At 65.1% G+C, this 23139-nt stretch carries 17 protein-coding genes; 10 read left to right on the top strand and 7 right to left on the bottom strand.

Annotated features, from left to right (window positions below; all coding sequences use genetic code 11):
* Window positions 1-13: 13 nt before the first annotated feature.
* Together LB551_RS08790 and LB551_RS08785 are read right to left on the bottom strand one after the other, a co-directional pair.
* The gene (locus LB551_RS08790; RefSeq protein ID WP_140551693.1) at window positions 14-1273 is read right to left on the bottom strand and encodes an ABC transporter substrate-binding protein; all 1260 of its coding nucleotides are present in this window, start codon (window positions 1271-1273) and stop codon (window positions 14-16) included.
* Between the two features lie 117 nt (window positions 1274-1390).
* Entirely contained in the window at window positions 1391-2341 is a 951-nt protein-coding gene (locus tag LB551_RS08785) for an N-acetylmuramic acid 6-phosphate etherase (protein ID WP_140551694.1), read from the bottom strand.
* A 199-nt stretch (window positions 2342-2540) separates the two neighbouring features.
* On the opposite strand from LB551_RS08785, the gene LB551_RS08780 reads away from it, so the two are divergent.
* Genes LB551_RS08780 through LB551_RS08760 form a run of 5 tightly spaced genes read left to right on the top strand, consistent with a single transcriptional unit; the run spans window position 2541 to window position 7544 of the window.
* Window positions 2541-3419 carry an N-acetylglucosamine kinase gene (locus tag LB551_RS08780; protein WP_140551695.1) on the top strand — a complete coding sequence of 293 codons (879 nt, stop codon included), beginning with the start codon at window positions 2541-2543 and terminating at the stop codon, window positions 3417-3419.
* Entirely contained in the window at window positions 3416-4198 is a 783-nt protein-coding gene (locus tag LB551_RS08775) for a GntR family transcriptional regulator (RefSeq protein ID WP_224625284.1), read from the top strand. Before LB551_RS08780 ends, LB551_RS08775 begins: the two co-directional genes overlap by 4 nt.
* Entirely contained in the window at window positions 4195-5247 is a 1053-nt protein-coding gene (locus LB551_RS08770) for an SIS domain-containing protein (protein ID WP_224658915.1), read from the top strand. Before LB551_RS08775 ends, LB551_RS08770 begins: the two co-directional genes overlap by 4 nt.
* Entirely contained in the window at window positions 5244-6422 is a 1179-nt protein-coding gene (gene nagA / locus LB551_RS08765; RefSeq protein ID WP_224658914.1) for an N-acetylglucosamine-6-phosphate deacetylase, read from the top strand. Before LB551_RS08770 ends, nagA begins: the two co-directional genes overlap by 4 nt.
* Window positions 6423-6431: 9 nt before the next feature.
* Window positions 6432-7544 (top strand): NAD(P)/FAD-dependent oxidoreductase, encoded by a 1113-nt coding sequence (locus tag LB551_RS08760; protein ID WP_224658913.1) that lies wholly within the window; start codon window positions 6432-6434, stop codon window positions 7542-7544.
* A 106-nt stretch (window positions 7545-7650) separates the two neighbouring features.
* Here LB551_RS08760 and LB551_RS08755 read toward each other — a convergent pair whose 3' ends face one another.
* The 5 genes from LB551_RS08755 to LB551_RS08735 all read right to left on the bottom strand — a co-directional run bounded on the left by LB551_RS08755 (window position 7651) and on the right by LB551_RS08735 (window position 17058).
* Complete coding sequence (locus LB551_RS08755) at window positions 7651-9180, bottom strand: malonate--CoA ligase (RefSeq protein ID WP_224658912.1); 1530 nt, start codon at window positions 9178-9180, stop codon at window positions 7651-7653.
* Window positions 9181-9397: 217 nt separating this feature from the next.
* On the bottom strand, window positions 9398-10141 hold the full coding sequence (locus tag LB551_RS08750; RefSeq protein WP_224658911.1) for a GntR family transcriptional regulator: 744 nt from the start codon (window positions 10139-10141) through the stop codon (window positions 9398-9400).
* A 265-nt stretch (window positions 10142-10406) separates the two neighbouring features.
* On the bottom strand, window positions 10407-11084 hold the full coding sequence (gene rpe / locus LB551_RS08745; RefSeq protein ID WP_224658910.1) for a ribulose-phosphate 3-epimerase: 678 nt from the start codon (window positions 11082-11084) through the stop codon (window positions 10407-10409).
* 213 nt (window positions 11085-11297) lie between these two features.
* Window positions 11298-15068 (bottom strand): DUF11 domain-containing protein, encoded by a 3771-nt coding sequence (locus LB551_RS08740; RefSeq protein WP_224658908.1) that lies wholly within the window; start codon window positions 15066-15068, stop codon window positions 11298-11300.
* A 10-nt stretch (window positions 15069-15078) separates the two neighbouring features.
* Window positions 15079-17058 (bottom strand): hypothetical protein, encoded by a 1980-nt coding sequence (locus LB551_RS08735; protein ID WP_224658906.1) that lies wholly within the window; start codon window positions 17056-17058, stop codon window positions 15079-15081.
* Between the two features lie 568 nt (window positions 17059-17626).
* On the opposite strand from LB551_RS08735, the gene dnaK reads away from it, so the two are divergent.
* From dnaK to pyrF, 5 genes are all read left to right on the top strand, one after another.
* Window positions 17627-19543 carry a molecular chaperone DnaK gene (dnaK, locus tag LB551_RS08730; RefSeq protein ID WP_140551705.1) on the top strand — a complete coding sequence of 639 codons (1917 nt, stop codon included), beginning with the start codon at window positions 17627-17629 and terminating at the stop codon, window positions 19541-19543.
* A 213-nt stretch (window positions 19544-19756) separates the two neighbouring features.
* Window positions 19757-20887 (top strand): molecular chaperone DnaJ, encoded by a 1131-nt coding sequence (gene dnaJ, locus LB551_RS08725; protein WP_140551706.1) that lies wholly within the window; start codon window positions 19757-19759, stop codon window positions 20885-20887.
* Between the two features lie 206 nt (window positions 20888-21093).
* A complete protein-coding gene (gene pmtA, locus LB551_RS08720; RefSeq protein WP_140551707.1) occupies window positions 21094-21699 on the top strand; it encodes a phospholipid N-methyltransferase PmtA in 606 nt (201 codons plus the stop codon).
* Between the two features lie 105 nt (window positions 21700-21804).
* On the top strand, window positions 21805-22401 hold the full coding sequence (locus LB551_RS08715) for an NADPH-dependent FMN reductase (protein ID WP_224625293.1): 597 nt from the start codon (window positions 21805-21807) through the stop codon (window positions 22399-22401).
* 11 nt (window positions 22402-22412) lie between these two features.
* Complete coding sequence (gene pyrF / locus LB551_RS08710) at window positions 22413-23111, top strand: orotidine-5'-phosphate decarboxylase (protein WP_263495733.1); 699 nt, start codon at window positions 22413-22415, stop codon at window positions 23109-23111.
* Window positions 23112-23139: the final 28 nt, after the last annotated feature.

The following is a 23139-nucleotide window of genomic DNA, read 5'->3' as shown; positions in this document are numbered from 1 at the left end:
CATTGCCCGAGCCTTACTTGGCGGGCTTGTACCAGCTGTCGAGGCCGTCCTGCAGCTTCTTGGCAGCGGCTTCCGGCGTATCGGTGCCGTTGATGACATTGGCCGATTCGACCCAGGTCTCGTTCTCGAGGTTCGGCGTGCCGCGCGACAGGATCTGGTAGGTCGAGCGGATCGTCGACTTGCACTTGCCGCGCCAGGAGACGAACTCCTGCGCCAGCGGGTCTTCCATCTTCACCGGCGAGGAGTTCAGGCTGAAGAAGCCCGGCAGCGCGTTGGCGTAGATGGTGGCGAAATCCGGCGAGGCCACCCAGGACAGGAAGGTCTTGGCCGCGTCCGCATGCTTGGAGCCCGCATTCAGGCCCATGCCGATATCGGTATGGTCGGAGATGTAGCAGGTGTCGCCGGCCTTCTCGACCGGCGGCGGGAAGGCGCCCATCTTGAACTGGGCCTGGGTGTTGAACAGGCCGATTTCCCACGAGCCGGCCGGGTAGATGGCGGCGCGGCCGAGCGTGAACAGGTTCTGGCTGTCCGGATAGGTCTGAGCCTCGAAACCGTCACCGAGATAGGGCTTCCACTTGGCCAGTTCCTCATAGGGCGCCACCCAGTCCTTGTCGGTCAGCTTCTGCTCGCCCTTGATGAGGGCCGCGCGGCCCTCCTCGCCCTTCCAGTAGTTGGGGCCGATGTTCTGGTAGCCCATGGTCGCGGCTTCCCAGAGATCCTTGGTGCCCATCGCCATCGGGATGTAAGTGCCGTCGGCCTTGATCTTGTCGAGCGCGGCGAAGAACTCATCGCGGGTCTCCGGCACCTTGATGCCGAGCTTGTCGAAGGCGTCCTTGTTGTAGATGAAGCCATGGATGACGGACGCCATCGGCACGCAGAAGGTCGCCTTGCCGTCGTCGGTCTGCCAGGCGGACTTGGCCACTGGCGAGAAATTGTCCATGCCGGGCAGCGAGGAGAGGTCGGCGAGGTTGCCCTTCTTGAACAGCTCGAGCGACTTGTCGAACGGGCGGCAGGTGATCAGGTCGCCCGCCGAACCGGCGGCGAGCTTGGCGCCGAGGGCCGCGTCATATTCGGTCGGCGCCGACGGCGCGAACACCACCTTGATGCCGGGATTCTTGGCTTCGAAGGCCGGGATCAGCTTGTCCTTCCAGATGGCAAGGTCGTCGCCGCGCCAGCTTTCGATGTTGAGCGTTACGTCCTCGGCGTGAGCCAACCCGGCCGAGCCGAGAATGCTGGTGCCCAGAAGCAGTGCCGTCAGTAGTTTCGTTGTCATGCTCAGTCTCCCTGTTGACCTTTTTCAGGTTCGGTTTTGATGAGAACAGGGGCGTCGCGCCCCTTGCTCCCCTCGCAAGCCTGCTTCACCCCGATGGAAATCGGGATGAAACAGGCTCTATTTCTTCGTTCGAGCATGATCTTTTCCGAAAAGCGGTCTCCACTTTTCGGGATCATGCCCCAGCGCGGAAAGGGCCGGCCGCAGCTTCTGGCCGGCCTCTTCCAGTATCTTCTGCGCCGTGTCAGCGCTGTCGGCGCCGGCGGCAAGCAGAATGGCGGTCTTGACCGCACCGCCGCTCTTTTCGAGCAGGCGGGCCGCGTCGTCGCGGCTGCCGCCGCTGATGGCAGCAACGATCCGCGCCGCGCGGTCGCGCAGCTTGCTGTTGTCGGCCATGAGATTGACCATGTAGCCGTCATGGACATGGCCGAGATGGATGGCGGCGAGCGTCGACAGCATGTTGAGGGCGATCTTCTGGGCGGTGCCTGCGCCCATGCGCGTCGAGCCGGCGATCACTTCCGGCGGGGTTTCGAGCAGGATGGCGGTTCCAGACAGACGCAGCAGAGCTGAGTCCCGGTTGTTGGCGATGCCGATGGTGGCCGCACCGCGACGGGCGGCTTCCTCGATCGCCCGCAGCGCATAGGGCGTCGTGCCACTGGCCGAGATTGCGATCAGGCAGTCGCCCTTGCCGATGCCGGCGTTGGCGACCGCTGTCGCGGCCTCCTCGGTGTCGTCTTCGGGGCCGCCGGCCAGCGTCCTGAAGGCGTCGTCGCCACCGGCGACCAGAATGGCGATGCGGTCGCGCTGGATGCCGAAAGTGCCGGGCAGTTCCAGCGCATCGGCAAGCGCCATCAGGCCGGAGCTGCCGGCCGCGGCGTAGGCAAGCTTGCCGCCGTTGCTCAGGCAGCTCGCGATGACCTCGGCTGCTTTGGCTATGGAAGGGATGGCATCGCGCACGGTCTTCGCGGCCTCGACCTGCGCGTCGGCCAGCGAAGCAAGGATGGCTTCGGGTGCCTGGATATCCAGCCCCTCGGCGTTCCTGTGCAGCGCTTCAGTGCGCGTTTCGGCCATCCCAGTTCCTCCAATTCGGAAAACAATACCAAAAAAATACCACTTGTCCACACGCATTAACAAATTCGCGGTACCGAAATCGCTGACGCAGGTAAACGGCCAAGCTTTTCAATAAAAAATGCCCTAATCTTTTTGCAGCGGAAATTAACCCTTGGCTATTGGTATTTTATTGGTATTATCGGCCCGGAGGAGAAATCACGTGAAATTCGTGCTTGGCATCGATGGCGGCGGCACCAGCTGCAGGGCGGCCCTGGCAATGGCGGACGGCACGGTCCTCGGCCGCGCCAAAAGCGGCGCCGCCAACATCCGCACCGACCTGACGGGCGCGCGATCGAACATCGTCGAGGCGGCGCGGCAAGCCTTTGTCGCCGCTGGCCAGGATCCGGACCTGATCCCGCGAACGCCGGCCATTCTCGGCCTTGCCGGCGCCAATGTCGGCACCTACCGGCAGCAGCTCGAGGCGATTCTGCCGTTCAGCACCAGCCGCGTCGAGACCGACGCCGAGATCGCGCTCGAAGGCGCCGTCGGTTCCGGTGACGGCGCCATGGCGATCCTCGGCACCGGCACCGCCTACATGGCGCGCAAGAACGGCAAGTCACGCGCCATCGGCGGCTGGGGCTTCCAGGTCGGCGACCAGGGCAGCGGCGCCCGCATCGGCCGCGACCTGCTCGAACAGACCCTGCTTGCTCATGACGGCGTGCGCGCGCGCACGCCGTTGACCGACAGCATGATGGCCGTGTTCCGCGACAATCCGGAGGACGTTGTCGAGTTCACCACCAATGCCAAGCCCGGCGACTTCGGCGGCTTCGCCCCCAAAGTGTTCGAACATGCCGAAAGGGGCGACGCGGTCGCCAACTGGATCCTCGACAAGGCGGTCGCCGATGTCGAGGCCTCGCTCGGCGCGCTGGAGTTGGCGGACGACGCGCCGCTCTGCCTGCTCGGCGGGCTGGCGCCGCTCTACGCGCCGCGCCTGTCGGCACGCTACCGGGCGCTACTTCGGGAGCCGCTCGACGATGCGCTCGGCGGCGCCGTGCAGATGGCGGTCCGCCTGTTCGCGCCGAGGGGAGCGGCTCGATGAACGACGCCGCCGACCAGATCTTCGCTACGCTCAAGCAATCCTCGCAAAGCGGTGCGCCGCTTTACCTGCAGCTCAGGAAGAGCATCGAGGATGCCGTCAATCGCGGCCTGATCGGGCCCGGCGACGCGCTGCCTTCCGAGCGTGACATCGCCATCAAGGCCGATATTTCGCGTGTCACCGTGCGCAAGGCGGTGCAGGACCTGGTCAAGGGCGGCATCCTGGTCCAGCGCCACGGCTCCGGCACCTTCGTGGCGCCGCGCATGGAGCGGGTCGAGCAGTCGCTGTCGCGGCTGACCTCCTTCACCGAGGACATGGCGCGGCGCGGCATGGCGGTGCGCTCGGCCTGGCTCGACCGCGGCCTTTACGCGCCCTCGCCCGACGAGATGATGGTGCTCGGTCTGTCGTCGAACGAACTGGTTGCGCGCGTGGCGCGCCTGCGCATCGCCAACGACACGCCGCTGGCGATCGAACGCGCCTCGCTGTCGGCCAGCGTGCTGCCGGACCCCGCTGGAATTGGCTCCTCGCTCTACGCAGCCCTGGAATTGACAGGCAACAGGCCGGTGCGAGCGGTGCAGCGCATCTCGGCCGCCAATCTCGGTGACGGCGACGCGCGCCTGCTCGAGGTGCCGCCGGGCATTGCCGGCCTGCACATCGAGCGTATCTCCTATCTGGCAAGCGGCAAGGTGATCGAGTTCACCCGCTCCATCTACAGGGGCGACGCCTATGATTTCGTCGCCGAATTGCGGCTGACAGGGCCGAGCGAAGAGGGCCGACCATGACGACCGAGCCGAACAAATCGACTGAGCCGACCCATATGCGGCGCGAGATCGAGGAGATTCCGCAGGCCGTCGCCCGTCTGCTCGACGGTTCCGGCGCCGTGCTTTCCGAAGCCGGCCGCGGCATTCGCGAGCGCGACCCGCATTTCGTCGTCACCGTGGCGCGCGGCTCGTCCGACCATGCCGCCACTTTCATGAAATACGCGGTCGAACTCACCGCTGGTCTGGCGGTGGCTTCGGTCGGCCCCTCGATCGCCTCGATCTATGGCCGCAAACTCAGGCTCGGCGGCTCCGCGTGCCTGGCCATCTCGCAGTCGGGCAAGAGCCCCGACATCGTGGCGATGGCTGAGACGGCAAGGGCCGGCGGCGCGCTGACCATCGCCGTCACCAACACCGCCGATTCGCCGCTGGCGCGTGCCTCGGACCATGCGATCGACATCCTGGCCGGGCCCGAGCGCAGCGTCGCGGCGACCAAGACCTTCGTCAATTCCGCCGTCGCCGGCCTTGCTCTGATGGCGCATTCCACCGGCGACGAAGCGCTTCTCAAGGCGCTCGCCCGCTTGCCCGAGCATTTCGGCAAGGCGATCGCCTGCGACTGGATGAGCGTGCTCGTCGAAACGATCGAAAAGCAGAAGTCGCTGTTCATCCTCGGCCGCGGCCCATCCGCGGCAATGGCCAACGAAGCGGCACTGAAATTCAAGGAAACCTGCGGCATGCATGCCGAGGCCTACAGTGCTGCCGAAGTCATGCATGGCCCGCTGGCGCTGATCGGCCCCGATTTTCCAGTGCTGGCGCTGGCCGCACGCGACGCGTCCGAACCGTCCGTGGCCGAAGCCGCCGACAGCCTGGCGGCCAAGGGGGCGCCGGTCTTCGTCACCTCGATGCTTGCCACCAAGGCCACGCGCCTGCCGCATGTCGCTACCGGCCATCCGCTGACCGATCCGCTGGCGCTGATCGTGTCCTTCTACGTTTTCGTCGAGACTCTCGCGCGCCACCGCGGTCTCGATCCGGACACGCCGCGCAACCTTCGCAAGGTGACGGAGACAGTATGAGCGACCGTTTTGCCCTGACTGGCGCCCGGATATTCGACGGCGACGACTGGCATGACGGTCATGCCCTCGTCGTGCGCGACGGCCTGGTCGAGGCCATCCTGCCCACCGGCGCGCTTGCCGCGGATATGCGCCGCCTCGACACCGGCGGCGGCATGCTGGCGCCTGGCTTCGTCGACATCCAGGTCAATGGCGGCGGCGGCGTCATGCTCAACGATCACCCCGATATCGCCTCGATCGAGACCATCTGCCGGGCGCATGCGCCGTTCGGCACCACGGCGCTGCTGCCGACGCTGATCACCGATACAGCTGATACCACCGCCGCGGCGATCGCCGCCGGCGAGGCGTCGGCACTGCGGAAAGTACCGGGGTTTCTCGGGCTGCATCTGGAAGGCCCACATCTGTCGATCGCCCGCAAGGGCGCGCATGACCCGGCGCTGATCCGGCCGATGACGGACAAGGACGAGGCGATGCTGATGGCCGCGCGCGGCAAGCTCCCGGTGCTGCTCACCACGATCGCGCCCGAATCCGTCGGGGCGACCCGCGTGGCGGCCTTGGCCAAGGCCGGCATCATCGTCAGCCTCGGCCATTCCGACAGCGGTTACGCCACGGCCAAAGCCTTCAGCGAGGCCGGCGCCAGCGTGGTCACCCACCTGTTCAACGCCATGAGCCAGATCGGCAACCGGGAGCCGGGCCTGGCGGGCGCGGCAATCGACATCGGCAGCCTGTCCGCAGGCCTGATCGCCGACGGCATCCATGTCGATCCCGCCACCATCGCAATAGCGCTCCGAGCCAAGAGGGGGCCGGGCAGGATCGTGCTGGTCACCGACGCCATGGCGACGATCGGCACCGACATGACCTCCTTCACGCTCAACGGCCGCACCATCTACCGCAAGGACGGCAGCCTGCGGCTTGCCGATGGAACGCTGGCCGGCGCGGATCTCGACATGATCTCGGCCGTGCGTTTCACCCATCGCAGCGTGGGCGTGGAGCTTTCGGAGGCCTTGCGCATGGCGTCTCTCTATCCGGCGCAGGCGGTCGGCCAGTCGCACCGGCTCGGGCGCTTCGCCAAGGGCACCGCCGCCGACATCGTTTCGCTTTCGGACGATCTCGACATCAAAAGCGTCTGGATCGGCGGCGACAGGGTTTTTTCGACCAGCGTCGGCGGGCAACAGTGAAAGCCGGCCATGGCTGACGTCGATTGCGTCGTCGCCGGAGCCGGCGTCGTCGGGCTCGCAATTGCCAGGGCGCTCGCCTTGTCGGGCCGCGAAGTGCTGGTGGTCGAAAAGGCCGCCTCGATCGGCACCGTCACCAGTTCGCGCAATTCGGAAGTGATCCATGCCGGGCTCTATTACGCGCCCGGAAGCCTGAAGGCGCGTTTCTGCGTCGAAGGGCGCGAACGGCTCTATGCCTATTGCCGCGAGCGTGGCATCGGCCATCGACGCACCGGCAAGCTGATCGTCGCCGTCGAACCTGGCCAGCTGCCCCGGCTGAATGCAATCCGGGCCAATGCGGAGCAATGCGGCGTCGACGACCTCGACTTGCTGACCACCGCGCAAGCCGAAAACCTTGAACCGGCGCTGAGCTGCGCCGGCGCGCTGCTGTCGCCGTCGACGGGCATCGTCGACAGTCAGGCGCTGATGCTGTCGCTGCGCGGCGACGCGGAGGCGGCCGGTGCGTCGTTGGCCTTCCTGACCGCCATCGCCGGGGCGGCAATAGACCCCGATGGGATCCGTATCAGCACGCACGACGCCGACGGCGAGACATTCACGTTGAAAGCCGGCGCTTTCGTCAACGCCGCAGGGCTCGACGCGCAGGCGCTGGCCGGTAGCATCGAAGGGTTCCCCCCAGAGCTCGTGCCGCCGCTCTGGCTGGCGCGCGGCAACTACTTTTCGCTTTCGGGCCGCTCGCCATTCTCACGGCTGATCTATCCCGTGCCGGTCAATGGCGGCCTCGGCGTGCACCTGACCATCGATCTCGGCGGCAGCGCCCGCTTCGGGCCCGACGTCGAATGGATCGACCAGACGGACTATACGGTCGATCCCGGCCGAGGCGCGGTCTTCTATGACGAGATCCGGCGCTATTGGCCGGATCTGAGGGACGGCGCCCTGCTGCCGGCCTATGCCGGGATCAGGCCGAAACTATCCGGCCCGAACCAGTCGGCTGCCGACTTCATGGTGCAGGGGCCGGCCGACCACGGCGCCGGCCGGATCGTCAACCTGTTCGGCATCGAGAGCCCGGGCCTGACGGCAAGCCTGGCTCTGGCCGAGCATGTCGTCGGTCTCCTGTATCCCCGATGATGCCCAGGCGACCGCGCGAAACTGTTCGCATGTCCTCGTAACCTGTTCGCGCTGTGTCTCGTCAAACAGCAGGACTGGGAGATGAGGGCGTCTTGCCTGGATGGGTTCAATTAGCCGGCGTATTGCCAGAAAAAAGGTCCTTGTAGGCATCGCGCAGCAGGTTCTTCTGCACCTTGCCCATGGTGTTGCGCGGCAATTCGTCGACGAAGACCACGCGCTTGGGATGCTTGTATTTGGCCACGCGCCCGGCAATGGCGGCGAGTATTGCGGCAGCGGTGACGGTCGAAGCCGGCGAGCGAACCACCACGGCCGTGACGCCTTCGCCGAAATCGGGATGGGCAACGCCGATGACGGCGCTTTCCAGGACGCCGTCAAGCGCGTCGATCTCGCTTTCGAGCTCCTTGGGATAGATGTTGTAGCCGCCCGAGATGATCAGGTCCTTGCCGCGGCCGACGATGTGGACATAGCCGTCGGCATCGATCATGCCGAGATCGCCTGTGATGAAGAACCCATCGGCGCGGAATTCCGCCATGGTCTTTTCCGGCATGCGCCAGTAGCCGGAGAAGACGTTCGGCCCCTTGACCTCGATCATGCCGACCTCGCCCTGGGCAAGCGGCCTGCCAGTGTCGGGGTCGGCGATGCGCAGCGACACGCCCGGCAAGGGAAAGCCGACCGTGCCGGGGCGGCGTTCGCCATCATAGGGGTTGGAGGTGTTCATGTTGGTCTCGGTCATGCCGTAGCGCTCGAGAATGGCGTGGCCGGTGCGCTCGCGCCAGGCCTTGTGCGTCTCGGCCAGCAGCGGCGCCGAGCCTGAGACGAACAGGCGGATGTTTCTTGCCGCCTCGCGGGTCAGCCCGTCCTGCTGCAAGAGCCGGACATAGAAGGTCGGCACGCCCATCAGCGCCGTGGCGTCCGGCAAGAGCGAGGCGACGCGCCCTGCGTCGAACTTCTGCTCGAACAGCATCGAGGCGCCGGCCATCAGGATGACGTTGGTGGCGACGAACAGCCCATGCGTGTGGAAGATGGGCAGCGCGTGGATCAGCACATCGTCTGATGTGAAGCGCCAATAGTCGACCAGCACGCGCGCATTCGAGGCGAGGTTCTGGTGGCTGAGCATGGCGCCCTTCGAGCGGCCAGTCGTTCCCGACGTGTAGAGGATCGCCGCAAGATCGTCAGGACCGCGCGCCACGTCGTGGAAGTCGGGCGATTGCCGCGACGCCTGGTCCGTCAGCGATCCTTCGCCCTTGCCGCCGAGGGTGACGGCAAGGGCGCCGCACTTTTGCGCCAGGGCTTCGATGTCGGCTGCCCGAGCCGGATCGCAGACGACGAGCCGGGGCTCGGCGTCGCCGAAGAAATAGGCGAGTTCGGCCAGCGTATAGGCGGTGTTGAGCGGCAGGAAGACGGCGCCGGCGCGCAGGCAGGCGAGGTACAGCAGCATAGCCTCCGGGCTCTTCTCGACCTGCACCGCGACCCGGTCTCCGGGCTCGACACCAAGTTGCAAAAGCGCGTGCGCCAATTGCGCCGAGCGCGCCAGCATGTCGCCATAGGTCAGCACTCGGCCGTCATCCGTCCGCATCAACAGGCGTCCGGGCTTCGGCATCCGGGACCGGAAAATGTCGAACAGATGATTGCTCATGAGGTCTTCCTGCGTCTAGCGGAGAAAGGCATGTATCCGGACGGAGCCGGGCCTGTCTTCCGGTTCGGCCGCTTTGCACGGCGCCAGACTCTTGGTGGTTCTTGCCGACCCGTCAAGCCCGCAAGGGCGGCTCCACGCGGCCGCCATGATCATGTCGCCGGGCGAAAAGCGGAAAGGCCTTGCCGGTGAGGTGGCAAAGACTTGGCGCGATGCGGCGCTAACGTGGCGTGCGCTCGGCCCCGGCGCTGGCCGGCTCTGATGCTTCGACCTGCTTGAAGCGCTCCATGCACATGGCTGCCGTCAGGCGATAGTGATTGAGCAGGGCTTCGACCGCGGCGTCGGCATTACCGTCCAGCGCATTTTCCGCGATCAGGCGGTGCTCCGCGAAATCGTCGCGCTGGACGCCTTCGCCGTTACTGGCCATTCGCCGGTAGCGGTAGGCGTGATCGGAAAGCTGGTCGCAGAAGCCAACCAGCCATTGCGACCGGCAGGCCGAGATCAGCACACGGTGGAAAGTGCGATGCAGTCTCTCCCAGTCCGGATTGAGCGACATGTCCGGTGGGATGAGGCGCGAGGTGCGCCCCAACCGATGCAGCGCCAGCACCAGCTGTTCTTCCCACTCGGCGGTGCGGTGGGCGATGGATTCGCGAAGCGCCCGTTCCTCGAGCCAGCAACGGGTGCGCGTCAATTCCTCGAGCTCTGCCGCGCTGACCGGCATGATGAAGAAGCCTCGCTGGTCATGGCGACCGAGAAGCCCTTCCGAGGCCAGGCGATTGAGAGCCTCACGAACCGGGGAAGCGCCGGCGCCGTATTTGGAAACAACCCATTCGACCCGCAGCTTGCTCTCGGTTTCAAGGGCACCCCGCAGAAGATCGGCACGGAGTTGATGGTAGACGGTGCTGGCGAGCGTACTCTTCGAGCCGGTGCCGTCGTCATTCAGGTTGGCAGCTGCGTATGTCAAAATCGGCTCCTTGTCCCCAATTCCGGTCCTGGGCAATTCGAGTCCGAGAAACAGTTCCCTTTCCGTACACTTACCCTACCGCGCGCGTCTCGACGCGCTCAAGGGGAGATCGCGCCATTGTACTTTAGAACAAAGAAATATGCACGATCCTATATCTGGTCGAACGAAATCGTGTTCGGCTACAACCGCCAGAAATTTAACGTCCGCGGAATTGACCACGTAGGAAATCCAGGCCTCCGGCCCATAGGCTCCTTGTGCGGTGCTTTTAGCCGGCTGCCTTGTCGGCCGCCGTCCTGATCGCCTCGATATTCGCCCGGTAGGCTTCGACGCTGCCGCCCTTGAAGATGGCGGCGCCGGCCACCAGCACGTCGGCGCCGGCGGCGGTCACCAGCGGCGCGGTTTCGGGCGACACGCCGCCGTCGATCTCGATGCGGATCGGCCGGCCGCCGATCAGCGCCTTGACCCGCCTCACCTTGTCGACGATTGCCGGAATGAAGGCCTGGCCCCCGAAACCCGGGTTGACGGTCATGATCAGGATCAGGTCGAGCCTGTCGAGCACGTATTCGATCGCACTTTCCGGCGTTGCCGGATTGAGCGAAACGCCGGCCTTCTTGCCGAGATTCCTGATCGTCTGGAGCGAGCGGTCGAGATGCGGCCCGGCCTCGGCATGCACCGTCATGCCGTCGCAACCGGCCTCGGCGAAGGCGGCCAGATAGGGATCTGCCGGAGCAATCATCAAATGGCAGTCGAAGAAAGCCTTGGTGCGATTGCGGATCGCCTTGATCACCGGCGGACCGAAAGTGATGTTGGGGACGAAATGGCCGTCCATCACATCGAGATGGATCCAGTCGGCGCCGGCTGCCGCGACGGCTTCGACCTCTTCGCCCAGCCTCGAAAAGTCCGAAGCCAGCACCGAAGGTGCGATCAAGGTTTTTTTCGTCATGATGATGGGGCCTTTCCGAGCGCCTTTTTCATCTGGTCACTGCCTAAAGCGCAGCGGATGACTTGTCGAGAGCGCCAGCGTGGCGGTTCCACAGGCTGGGATAGTGTGGCGGCGTCCTCGTCGTGTTGCAGCCAGTTTCGGCTTGCTCCCGGGCTTCGAAGAACCCCGCCGGATTGCTCCGGCTGGGTTTCCGATGTGCCTTTCAGGCGATGGTTACTGCTGCTGGAGATTGAGGATTCTGTTTGGAGCCGTATCCTGCCGCTGTTCGGACTGCGGCCTGCGCCGTGGCAGAACCTGCTGCAACAGCATGCCCGGGTTGAGTTCCAGCGAGGGCTGCCCGCGCACCGGCCTGCAGTTTGGATAACGTCCGATCATGCCTTCCGGGCAACGCCGCGTGAAGATCGGCTGGCACTGGCCGTTGACCATTTGCGAGCCCGGCGCGCATTCGCTCTCTTGCCTGGACCGCCGGCATGCGCCGTCGATCACCTGGGTGCCACGCGGACAGACACACTCGCCGCGCTTGTTGTGGATCTGGCCGCGTATGTCGCACTGCTCCACATCGGACCGCTTGCGCCGGCACACTCCATTGCGCAGCTCGGTACCCCTTGGGCAGACGCAGTCGCCGTCCGCGCCGTGGACCTGACCACGGATGGTGCACTGTTCTGGCTTCGGCCGGACCTGACGACAGGCGCCGTTGCGCAGCTCTGTGCCCCTTGGGCAGACGCAGTCGCCGTCAGCGTCATGGACCTGGCCGCGGATGGTGCACTGCTCAGGCTTCGGCCTGTCGCGTATGCAGGCGTTGGCATCCCGGTCGAGATGCGTGCCCCTGGGACAGGTGCAGCGATCGCCGTCCGATGTCGGCACCGAGCCCGGTATCGCACAGCCCGGCCTGGAGGTCTTGACGCAGGCGCCGTTCTCCAGCTCGGTGACGCGCGGACAGACGCAGCGTCCATCCCCTGTGCGGATCTGGCCCTCGAGCAGCACGCAACGCTTTGGCTCCTTCGGCGGGATGATGACGCCGCCGGACGAGCACTGGCCGTTGCGATAGGTGGTGCCTTGCGGGCAGACGCACCGGCCGGCGTCGTTCATGACGAAGCCTGCCGAGCATTCCTTCTTCGTCTCATGCCTGATGGTGAAGGGATGACAGGCATAGGCCTTGCCGCGTTCGCTCTGGGCCTGGTCGCGGGAAAGCACATCGCCGCCGCCCTGCACCCGCGTGTCGGGAGAGAGCACGCCGACGCAGTTCTGGCCGTTGACGCTGCCTTGCAGATTGGCCAGGCGGCCGTCGTCGGGGATGACCACGGTAACCTTGTGGATACGGCTTTCGCCACCGCCAAGCGTCAGGTCGGCGATGCAGGACGCAGGCAAGACCGCCGGTTCCGGCGAGCAGCCGAAGGGCGGCTCGATCGAGGTGATCGCGACGCCTTCCAGCCGGCCGAGGCCTTCGACGCCTATCGCGTCGCCGATGCGGACCGCGCCGGCAAATTCCGTCGGGCCGTCATTGGTGATGGTGATCTCGAACGAGCAAGGTTTTCCGGGTCGGCACTCGCTGTCGCCGGTCTTCTCGACGCGGATGGACGAGGCCCCGCCGCCCTTGGCGCAGGCCCGGCCGATCAGATGGACGACATCGTCGCCCTGCGCCGGGCCGTAAGAGCCCCGCGCGCAGTTCTCGAACTCGCCGTTGGCCGAAACGGTGACGTCGAAGTGCCTGCTGGTTCCCGGCGTCATGACGGCACCGGGAATCTGGCACGCCAGCGTGTCGGCCGGAAGCGGTCCACACGCCCATTCCGCGCCGTCAGGGGTGACGGTCCGGATCTCGACGGGCGCGCCGCCCGACACCAAAGTGGCGGCGTCGTTGACCCGCACCGGACCGGTGGGGGCAGCCGTGCCGGCATTGCTGACGGTGATGCGGCAGGAGACGAAAGCGGCACCCGCCAGCGAGCCGCCGCATGTCTTGGTGATGCGCAGGACTGGCTGGCCGCCATTGGGACGAGGCATGCGTTGCTTGGCGCAGGCCCGGTTGTTGGTGAGGTCGGCCTCGCCGGGGATCGGTTTCACCTCGGCGCAATTCTCGATCGCGTCCGACCGATAGCTGGCCGGCACCACCGCCTTGACGACGATCGCCGTCGAGGCGCCCGGCGGCAGCGAGATGCCGGCATTGTCGCAGCGGAACTGGCCCGGACCGTTCGGACCGCATGTCCAGGGCGGGCTCGGGCCGAAAGTCGAGGAAGCCGGCGCCCCCCCGGGATAGGTGTCGATCACGGTCAGCGGCCCGCTATAGGTCGAGGTGCCGTTGTTGATGATGTCGATGACGAAGCTGCACACGCCATCGGCGGTGCAGGCTTCGGCACGGGCACGCTTTTTCAGGATCAGGTCGGTCTTCTTCTCGACCGGCGGCCGGCAATCGCGGTCGCGATCGCCACGCCGGCAGATCGGGATCGAGGCGCAGCCACGGTCGTTGGCCTGGCTGCCGAACAGCGGCTTGCCGCTGGCGGCATAGTTATAGGCGGCACAGTTGCGCAAGCTTGCGCCTTGCCAGCTCCCGGCCGGCTTGAAGCCGAGCTCGAGGTCGACGAAAGCTCCCGGATTGAGCGTAGTCACCGGATGGGTGCACGTCATCGGCGCGGTGCCGGGCACACAGACCCAGGGCGGATTGGGCCCTGAGTCGAGCGTCGAGCCGGCCGGCAGTGTCACGTCGTCGAGTACGATCTTGCCGTTATAGGGCGCGTCGCCGACATTGCTGACCCGGATGGTGAAGTCGCAGCCGCCGCCCATGGTACAGCGCGTGACATCGGCGCGTTTCTCGACCTTCAGGTCCGGTTGCCTGTCCCTGGGCGGACATCTCTGGTCACGCGGGATGACAATGTCGATGGTCTGCGTGCAGCAGAGCCCCCAACCCTCTTTCGGCCCGGCATAGGTTTCGATGCCGGTGACGACGAGGTGGATGACGTCGCCCGGCGAGGCGCCGACGATCTTCCAGTTCAGCACACCGCCGCCGGCCGGCACCTTCTGGGTGTCGGGAACTATGGTGATGCCGGGCGTCGTCGTCGAAAGCTGCACCCATTTGCCGCCCATCTCGGGACCGACAGGCATATGGTAGATGAAGGCGCCGCCGCCGGGCACGCAGTCGACCGTGCCGCGCTCCACCTTGAAGCATTCCTTGCCGGGTGGCGGCGGTGGCGGCGGATTGCACTTGGTCAGGTCGATCCGGATCGAGGTTTTTTCGCCGGTGAGAAAATTGCCGTCGTCCGGCTTACCGGGATCCTGCGACGGGATGACGGTTCCCGTGCCGGTGCCGACGGTGACTTTGATCAGGCCCTGATTGTCGACCGTCGCCGACGCGGGGAACGCCGCATGGTCGATCCTGGCGGTGATGCGGAACGTGATGACGCGTTCGTTCGGCGCGCCCGAGCCGTCGAGATCGGAAGCGGAAATCCGGAAATCGGAAACCGTTGCGGTGTCGTTGGGGCCGGCCGAATTGCTGAGGACGGCGTCGGGCAGAGATCCGCCGGACGGATTGGTGCCGTCACCGGAGACCTGCACATTGGTGATTTGCAGGCCGTGCGGCAGCTGGTCCTTGAAGTCGAGCCGGGCTCTCTTCAGCGAAGCCGCCAGGCCCGGGCTGGCGAAGCTTTGCGGGGCGCCGCGCAGGCCGAAGCTCAACGTGTAGAAGACATAATCGCAGCTTCGCTGGCCGCCGGTCTTGGTGAAGACCGGCACGGCCCGTCCGGGCTCCGGATTGATGATACGCGGATTGTCGAGCTTGAATTCCATATCCGGGCCGGCGGCCTGGACGGTCTTGGCCGAAGCCGTGCCTTCGGCAAGTGCCGGCAGTGCCGGCAGCGCCGGCAGCATGGCGACCGCGATACCGGCCGCCACCAGCCAGCGCGCGCCGCGCCTGGCATATGACAGGGGTTTCATGATCGTCTCCATGACGGTTTTTTGCGTGTTCGCCGCGAGGGGGCAGAGTACGAGATTGTTCATCGTCCCCTCCTCAACGCTCGCAGCTGACGGCTGGCGTTCTGAGCGGCAAGGTCATCTTGCAGCAAGGGTAGTAGCCGCCCTTGTCCTTGTCGGACTTCCTGTAGAAACAGAGCCCGACATCGACCGTGTCGCCCGGATCGTGGCCGGTGATGCCGATCGTGTATGGCTTGCCAGACACATGCGACATGGGTGAAGTCACCCCGACGCCTGGCGTCCTGGATTGGGCTTTGATCGAATCGCCGCCGAAGCCGGTATGGTCATGAAGGTAGAGGTCCGCCTCGAGCCCGCGCGGCGTGCAGAAATATCTGACATCGTCGACATCAAGACAGGGGGGCAGGTTGCCGGGCGGTGGGAAGTCCGGCGGATAGAACGGCGGCAGGTAGCCGCCCGGGATTTCCTCATAGTAGCCGGCGCGGTCCTCGCAGGGATGCCAGACGGCGACGTCGCCGACATGGCCTTCCACTTCCGGGTCCTCGAAATAGCCGTCGAAGTCGACGAACCAGGAGCCGAAAGGCGGCGCATTAGCCGGCTTGACCAGTTCCCTGGGCGTGATCTGCACGCCGTGCAGGGCTAGCGGCCCGCCAGCGGCGAGCCGCTCGGCAAGGGCCGGATCGTCACGCAATTTGTCGCCTGACTTGACCAGCGTCTGGGTGCAGGCCGAGGTATCGAGATTGCCCTCGGCGTCATAGCCATATTGCAGGTCCAGCCCGCCGGCCGACTGCCTGAAACCTTGCGGGAAGCCGACGGCATATTCCTGCGGCGCGTCCACCCAGGCCGATTCCGTTGCCGGATCGTCCGGGTTTTCGCTGAAGTAGCGGATGACCTCGCCCTTGCCGGAATCGGCGAACTGGCTGTAGTCGTAGCGATTCTCGACCGGGCCGCGCTGGGCCAGGTACATGAAGCCGCTATTGTCGAAGGCGATGTCGGTGACGGCATAGTCCTTGTCGGCCTTGACCGTCAGCTCCCAACGGGGATCGCCGGCGAAGCGGCCGTCGCGGGCAATGCCCACCGACCAGATCTCGGCCTTCTCGCCGACGGAATAATAGAGCCGGCCGCCATGATAGGCGACGGCCCAGACACGGCGCTCGTCTTGGGTGTAGCCCCAGGTCTCGGGGTCTTCTGTGTCGAAGGCGGCGCCCTTTATGTCCATGACGGCGCCATCGTCGGCGACCGGAGCCAGGCCATGCGCCGGGCGCCCGGCGACGCCATGGTCGAACGTGTCGACCAGCGCGCCACCGGCGTCGATGCGATGGATCAGGCCGGTATCGAGGTCGGAGGCGAAGACCTGACGGTGGATGGGGTCGAAGGAGAGATTGCCGATGCCCGGCCCGCTGTTGGTATCGATATCGGCGAATTTGGCGACCTGGCCGGTGATGCCGTCGATCTTCCAGATGGTGCCCGGCCCGCCGCCGTTCTCGGTGCCGAATTGGCCCTGCATGAAGACCGCGCCTGCCATGCCGCGGCGCTGCCGCTCAGGCCTGCCGTCATCGTCGGCGTCAGGCGTGACGATGCGGATGCCATGCAGCGAGGTGGCGCCGGCATAGAGATTGGGGATGCCTGACGGGACGCCGTCGCGCATGCCGTCATCATAGGTGAGGCCGAACACCTGGCCGATCTGGCCTGATGTCACCTCGAAAGGCGGCGGCGTGTAGACGAGCTGGCCCGAAGCCGGCCCGCCCAGGCTTGAAACGTCGAAAACGCGCAAGGTGGCGCGCGCCGTGTCGATGAAGGTTTCGTCGACCGGATCGACGCCGGGCGGCAGGCCCCCCTTTTCGGAATCAGAAGAGTCGAAATCGGGAATGACAGTGCCGGAAAAGCCGGTGACCGCCATCGAGCCGGGATAGATGATCCGGGTTTCCTGCGCCCGCGCGGGGCCGCCAAGCCACAGGCCGGCGGTCAGCGCCAGGACAAGAAATGCGCTGGGTGCCTTCGCCACGCGGCGCAATCGGCCGGCACGAAAGGGCACGAACCGGCCGTGATCGCGAGACATGGAACTCCCCCCGAAATCTAAGGGAGAACCAACCGATCCTGCCGCGCAAACCAAGGCAAGGCGCGGCGTTCCGGCACGTTCGTCCCCGATCGAATTGTCTGCTTTCCTCATGATTACGATACGCCCGCCCCTGTGCAGGGTCAACGGAACCAGCGGAAAGCCAAGCGCATCGACCTTGTCTCGAAGACGATGGTCGCGCCGAGCTCCTGTTGGTCGGGGAGGCCATGGCGTCCCTGGGGTGCTGGTCATGGTGGCTCCCTTTCCCGTGGCCGCATGATGCGGCGCCTGAGCGTCAGTCGGACGCGAAGGCGGAAAGGTTCACTGAGGGGCCTGGCTATTCTTCCAAACGACAGCGAGGCAGGCCTGATCGGGCCGTTTTTCCATGCGCTGGCGAGGATGGTGGAAGCGTTGCGCAGAATGCTTGCGCCCGATGCCGCCTGTTCTTATATACGCGCCAAGCCGTCCAGCGCCGCGACAGCGGTTGCCGAACGGGATTTCTTGTGAACAGGGGCTTTCGTCGGAACGCCTTACGGGTCCTGAGAGCCTGCTTAGCGGAGAGACTAGAAAAATGGCAAAAGTAATCGGTATCGATCTTGGCACCACCAACTCCTGCATCGCCATCATGGATGGCAAGGAACCGAAGGTGATCGAGAATGCGGAAGGCGCGCGCACGACGCCTTCCATCGTCGCCATTTCGGGCGACGGAGAACGTCTCGTCGGCCAGCCGGCCAAGCGCCAGGCGGTCACCAATCCTGAAAACACCATCTTCGCGGTCAAGCGCCTGATCGGCCGCCGCTATGACGATCCGGTGACGGAGAAGGACAAGAAGCTTGTCCCCTACAAGATCGTCAAGGGTGACAATGGCGATGCCTGGGTCGAGGCCGGCGGCAAGAAGCAGTCGCCCAGCCAGATCTCGGCCATGATCCTGCAGAAGATGAAGGAAACGGCGGAAGCCTATCTCGGCGAGAAGGTCGAGAAGGCGGTCATCACCGTTCCGGCCTATTTCAACGACGCCCAGCGCCAGGCAACCAAGGATGCCGGCAAGATCGCCGGCCTCGAAGTGCTGCGCATCATCAACGAGCCGACCGCGGCAGCCCTTGCCTACGGCCTCGACAAGAAGGACGGCAAGACCATCGCCGTCTATGACCTTGGCGGCGGCACGTTCGACATTTCGGTGCTCGAGATCGGCGATGGCGTGTTCGAGGTGAAGTCGACCAATGGCGACACCTTCCTCGGCGGCGAGGATTTCGACATGCGCCTGGTCGAATATCTGGCGGCCGAGTTCAAGAAGGAACAGGGCATCGACCTGAAGAACGACAAGCTCGCCCTCCAGCGCCTCAAGGAGGCTGCCGAAAAGGCCAAGATCGAGCTGTCGTCGACGACGCAGACCGAGATCAACCTGCCGTTCATCACCGCCGACGCGACTGGCCCGAAGCACCTGACGCTGAAGCTGACGCGCGCCAAGTTCGAAAGCCTGGTCGAAGACCTCGTCCAGCGCACCATCGATCCGTGCAAGGCGGCGCTCAAGGATGCCGGCCTGAAGGCTGGCGAGATCGACGAAGTGGTGCTGGTCGGCGGCATGACCCGCATGCCCAAGATCCAGGAGATCGTGAAGCAGTTCTTCGGCAAGGAGCCGCACAAGGGCGTCAATCCCGATGAGGTCGTCGCACTCGGCGCCGCCATCCAGGCCGGCGTGCTGCAGGGCGATGTCAAGGATGTGCTGCTGCTCGACGTGACCCCGCTGTCGCTCGGCATCGAGACGCTGGGCGGCGTGTTCACCCGGCTGATCGAGCGCAACACGACTATCCCGACCAAGAAGAGCCAGGTGTTCTCGACGGCCGAGGATTCGCAGTCGGCCGTGACCATCCGCGTCTTCCAGGGCGAGCGCGAAATGGCCGCCGACAACAAGGCGCTCGGCCAGTTCGACCTGGTGGGCATTCCGCCGGCCCCGCGCGGCGTGCCGCAGATCGAGGTTACCTTCGACATCGACGCCAACGGCATCGTCAACGTTTCGGCCAAGGACAAGGGCACCGGCAAGGAGCACCAGATCCGCATCCAGGCCTCGGGTGGCCTTTCGGACGCCGACATCGAGAAGATGGTGAAGGACGCCGAAGCCAATGCCGAGACCGACAAGAAGCGGCGCGCGCTGGTCGAGGCCCGCAACCAGGCCGAGGCGCTGGTGCATTCCTCGGAGAAGTCGCTGAAGGAATATGGCGACAAGGTCTCGGAAGCCGACCGCACGGCGATATCGGACGCGATCGCGGCGCTGAAGACCGCCACCGAGGGTGACGACGCAGCGGAAATCGAAGCCAAGAGCCAAGCGCTCGCGGAGGCTTCGATGAAGCTCGGCCAGGCCATGTACGAAGCCTCGCAGAAGGAAGCGGCGGAAGCCGACGCCAAGGCGGACGCCGCCAAGGACTCGGATGTGGTCGATGCCGATTTCGAGGAAATCGACGAGGACGACGACAAGAAGAAGTCGGCCTGAACCGGCTGACGGCAAGACAAAGCGGAAAGCCCGGCGCAAAGCCGGGCTTTTTTGCAACCCTGGCAGAAAAAGTGCGGAAAAAATCGTCGAAAAGCACGAACAGCTCCGCACCGGCCCTAGCATCCGGGCTGCGCCGATCCTAAATCGTGGCAACGTGCCGGCAAACGACGCAACACTGCATGAAGACGTTGAGCATCCGGACAGCGGGAAAAAATGAAAGCTGATTTCTACGAAACGCTGGGCGTGCACAAGGGTGCCGACGACAAGGAACTGAAGAGCGCTTTCCGCAAGCTCGCCATGCAGTTCCACCCCGACCGCAATCCGGGCGACCATGCCTGCGAGCACAAGTTCAAGGAAATCAACGAAGCCTACGAGACGCTGAAGGACCCCCAGAAGCGCGCGGCCTATGACCGTTTCGGTCACGCGGCCTTCGAGCAGGGCGGCATGAACGGCGGCGCACACGGTTTCGGCGCCGGCGGCTTCGCCGACATCTTCGAGGATATTTTCGGCGACATGATGGGCGGCCGCCAGCGCCGCTCTTCGGGCGGCCGCGAGCGCGGCGCCGACCTGCGCTACAACATGGAAATCTCGCTGGAAGAGGCCTTTGCCGGCAAGACCGCGCAGATCCGCGTGCCGGCCTCGATCTCCTGCTCGGAATGCTCGGGAACCGGCGCCAAGCCCGGAACCCAGCCGGTCACCTGCTCGATGTGCAACGGCCACGGCAAGGTGCGCGCCACGCAAGGCTTCTTCTCCATCGAGCGCACCTGCCCGCAATGCCAGGGCCGCGGCCAGACCATCAAGGATCCGTGCCCGAAATGCGCCGGCCAGGGCCGCGTCACCGAGGAGCGTTCGCTGTCGGTCAACATTCCGGCCGGCATCGAGGACGGCACCCGTATCCGGCTTGCCAATGAGGGCGAAGCCGGCCTGCGCGGCGGGCCGTCGGGCGACCTCTATATTTTCCTGGCGGTCAAGCCGCACGAATTCTTCCAGCGCGACGGCGCCGACCTCTACTGCAAGGTGCCGATCTCGATGACGACGGCCGCCCTTGGCGGCTCGTTCGAGGTGACGACGCTGGACGGAACGCAGACCAAGGTGAAGGTGCCGGAAGGCACCCAGAACGGACGCCAGTTCCGCCTCAAGGGCAAGGGCATGCCGGTGCTGCGCCAGCCCAATGTCGGCGACCTCTACATCCAGACGGCGGTCGAGACACCGCAGAACCTGTCGCGCCGCCAGCGCGAGTTGCTTGAAGAGTTCGAACAGCTCTCCTCACAGGACAATTCCCCCCAGTCGAGCGGCTTTTTCGCCCGCATGAAGGACTTTTTCGAGTCGTTCGGCGAGCATTGATCGACGGCCTGTGCGCGTATGGCTTGCCTTGCCGGCGTCGACTGCCTCCCCACCTGCCGGCAGCCAAGACACACCGTCAACCGCAGAAGGCGCGCATTTTTGGACGCGACGAAAACTATCTTATCCACGACATTGGCGTGACCCTGCCTTGCCTTGGGCGGCTTAGGTGTTAAGTAGCTCTCAGGGGAGCGCTGAGGAGAGCTTGCATGACACGTGGTCCGGGACTGCGGAAGGCGCTTGCCGAAAAGTTCGACGACGAGCTGAAGTTCTTCAAGGGCTGGATCGACAAGCCGAAGACGGTCGGGTCGATCGTGCCGACCAGCTCCATCACCGCCCGCAAGATGGCCTCGATCGTCGACCCGAAGTCCGGCCTGCCGGTGCTCGAGGTCGGGCCCGGCACCGGCGTCATCACCCGCGCCATACTGGCCCAGGGCGTGAGGCCTGAAAACCTCTACGCAGTCGAATATTCGACCGACTTCGTGCGCCATCTGCGCCGGCTCTATCCCGGCGTCAACGTCATCGAGGGCGACGCCTTCAATCTCAACGCCACGCTTGGCGACAAGAGCGGGATGATGTTCGATTCGGTGGTCTCGGGCGTGCCGCTGCTCAACTTCCCGGTCGCCCAGCGTATCGCCTATGTCGAAAGCCTGCTCGACCGCATTCCGGCCGGCCGGCCGATCGTGCAGCTGACCTACGGCCCGATGTCGCCGATCCCGCCCGGCCGCGGCGACTACACGGTCAAGCATTTCGACTTCATCATCCGCAACATCCCGCCGACGCAGCTGTGGATCTACCGGCGCGAGGCGCATTAGGGATCGCGAAGTCGACCGCGAATGTCTTCGAAAGTCGACGCTTTGCCTGATCTGCATTGATTTGAGCGGGCTCTGGCTGTACCTGTCCGGGAACAAGGTTGGCCAATGGCAGTGATCCCAAGAATCTTGGTCTTTGCCGGCTCGGTCCGGATCGGGGCCTTCAGTGGCAGGACTGCCGACGTGGCGCAGAAGGAACTTGCGGTGCAAGGCGCCGAGGTCACCCGCATTTCGCTTGCCGACTATCCCCTGCCGATCCTGGACGAGGATCTCGAGAAGGAAAAAGGCGTCCCCGAAAACGCCCTGAAACTCGCCCGGATGATCATTGCCCATGACGGGCTGCTGATCGCCACGCCCGAATACAACGGCTCCATTCCGCCGCTGCTCAAGAACACGATCGACTGGGTGAGCCGGGTGCGCAAGGATGGCGGCCGTGCGGTGAGGCCGTTTGCCGGCAAGGTCGCCGGCCTCAGTTCGTCTTCCAGCGGACACTTCGCCGGGATACGCTGCATCAATCATTTGCGCGCCGTGCTGGTGCGTTGCCAGATGGAAGTGGTGACGCCGGAATGCTCGGTGCCGGAAGGCGGCAATGCCTTCGACGAGGACGGGCGTTTCAGGGACGAACGACTACACCAATCGATGGAGCACCTATGCCGCACGCTGATCGAAACCTCGCGCATGCTGTCGACCCGGGTCGAGCCGTGATCGCCAGCGCGATGCAAGCCGACACAATGCGCGAAAGGCTGATCGTCGGCCTCGACGTGCCGAGCTTGAAGGAGGCCGAGAAGGCGGTGCGCGAACTCGACGGCGTCGTCTCCTTCTACAAGATCGGCTACCAGCTCGCCTTCGCCGGCGGGCTCGATTTCGCCAGGGAGCTCGCCAGCGGGGGCAACAAGATCTTTCTCGACATGAAGCTGCTCGACATCGACCACACGGTGGCCAAGGGGGTCGAGAACATCGTCAAGATGGGTATGACCATGCTGACGCTGCATGCCTACCCAAAGACCATGCGGGCGGCGGTGGAGGCGGCGAGAGGCAGCGAGCTTTGCCTGCTTGCCGTCACCGTGCTGACGTCGATGGACGAACAGGACGTGATCGACGCGGGCTACGAATACGATCCGCACACGCTGGTGCTGCGGCGTGCGGAACAGGCGCTGCATGCCGGCATGGGCGGCATCGTCTGCTCGGCCGCGGAAACAGAGGCGGTGCGCCGCATCGTCGGGCCCGACATGGCGGTGGTGACGCCAGGCATACGCCCCGCCGGCAGCGACCATGGCGACCAGAAGCGCGTGATGACGCCGGCCGATGCCATCCGAAGCGGCTCCAGCCATCTGGTCGTCGGGCGCCCGATCGTCGCCGCGGCGGACAGACGCGCGGCGGCTGAAGCCATCCTCGACGAAATGCGCTCGGCATAATTTCCAACGAACGGTTCGGAGAAGAAGA

The sequence above is a fragment of the Mesorhizobium sp. BR1-1-2 genome, from assembly GCF_020165435.1.
In the GTDB taxonomy this organism is placed as follows: domain Bacteria; phylum Pseudomonadota; class Alphaproteobacteria; order Rhizobiales; family Rhizobiaceae; genus Mesorhizobium.
This window is presented reverse-complemented; position numbering and strand designations above follow the sequence as displayed.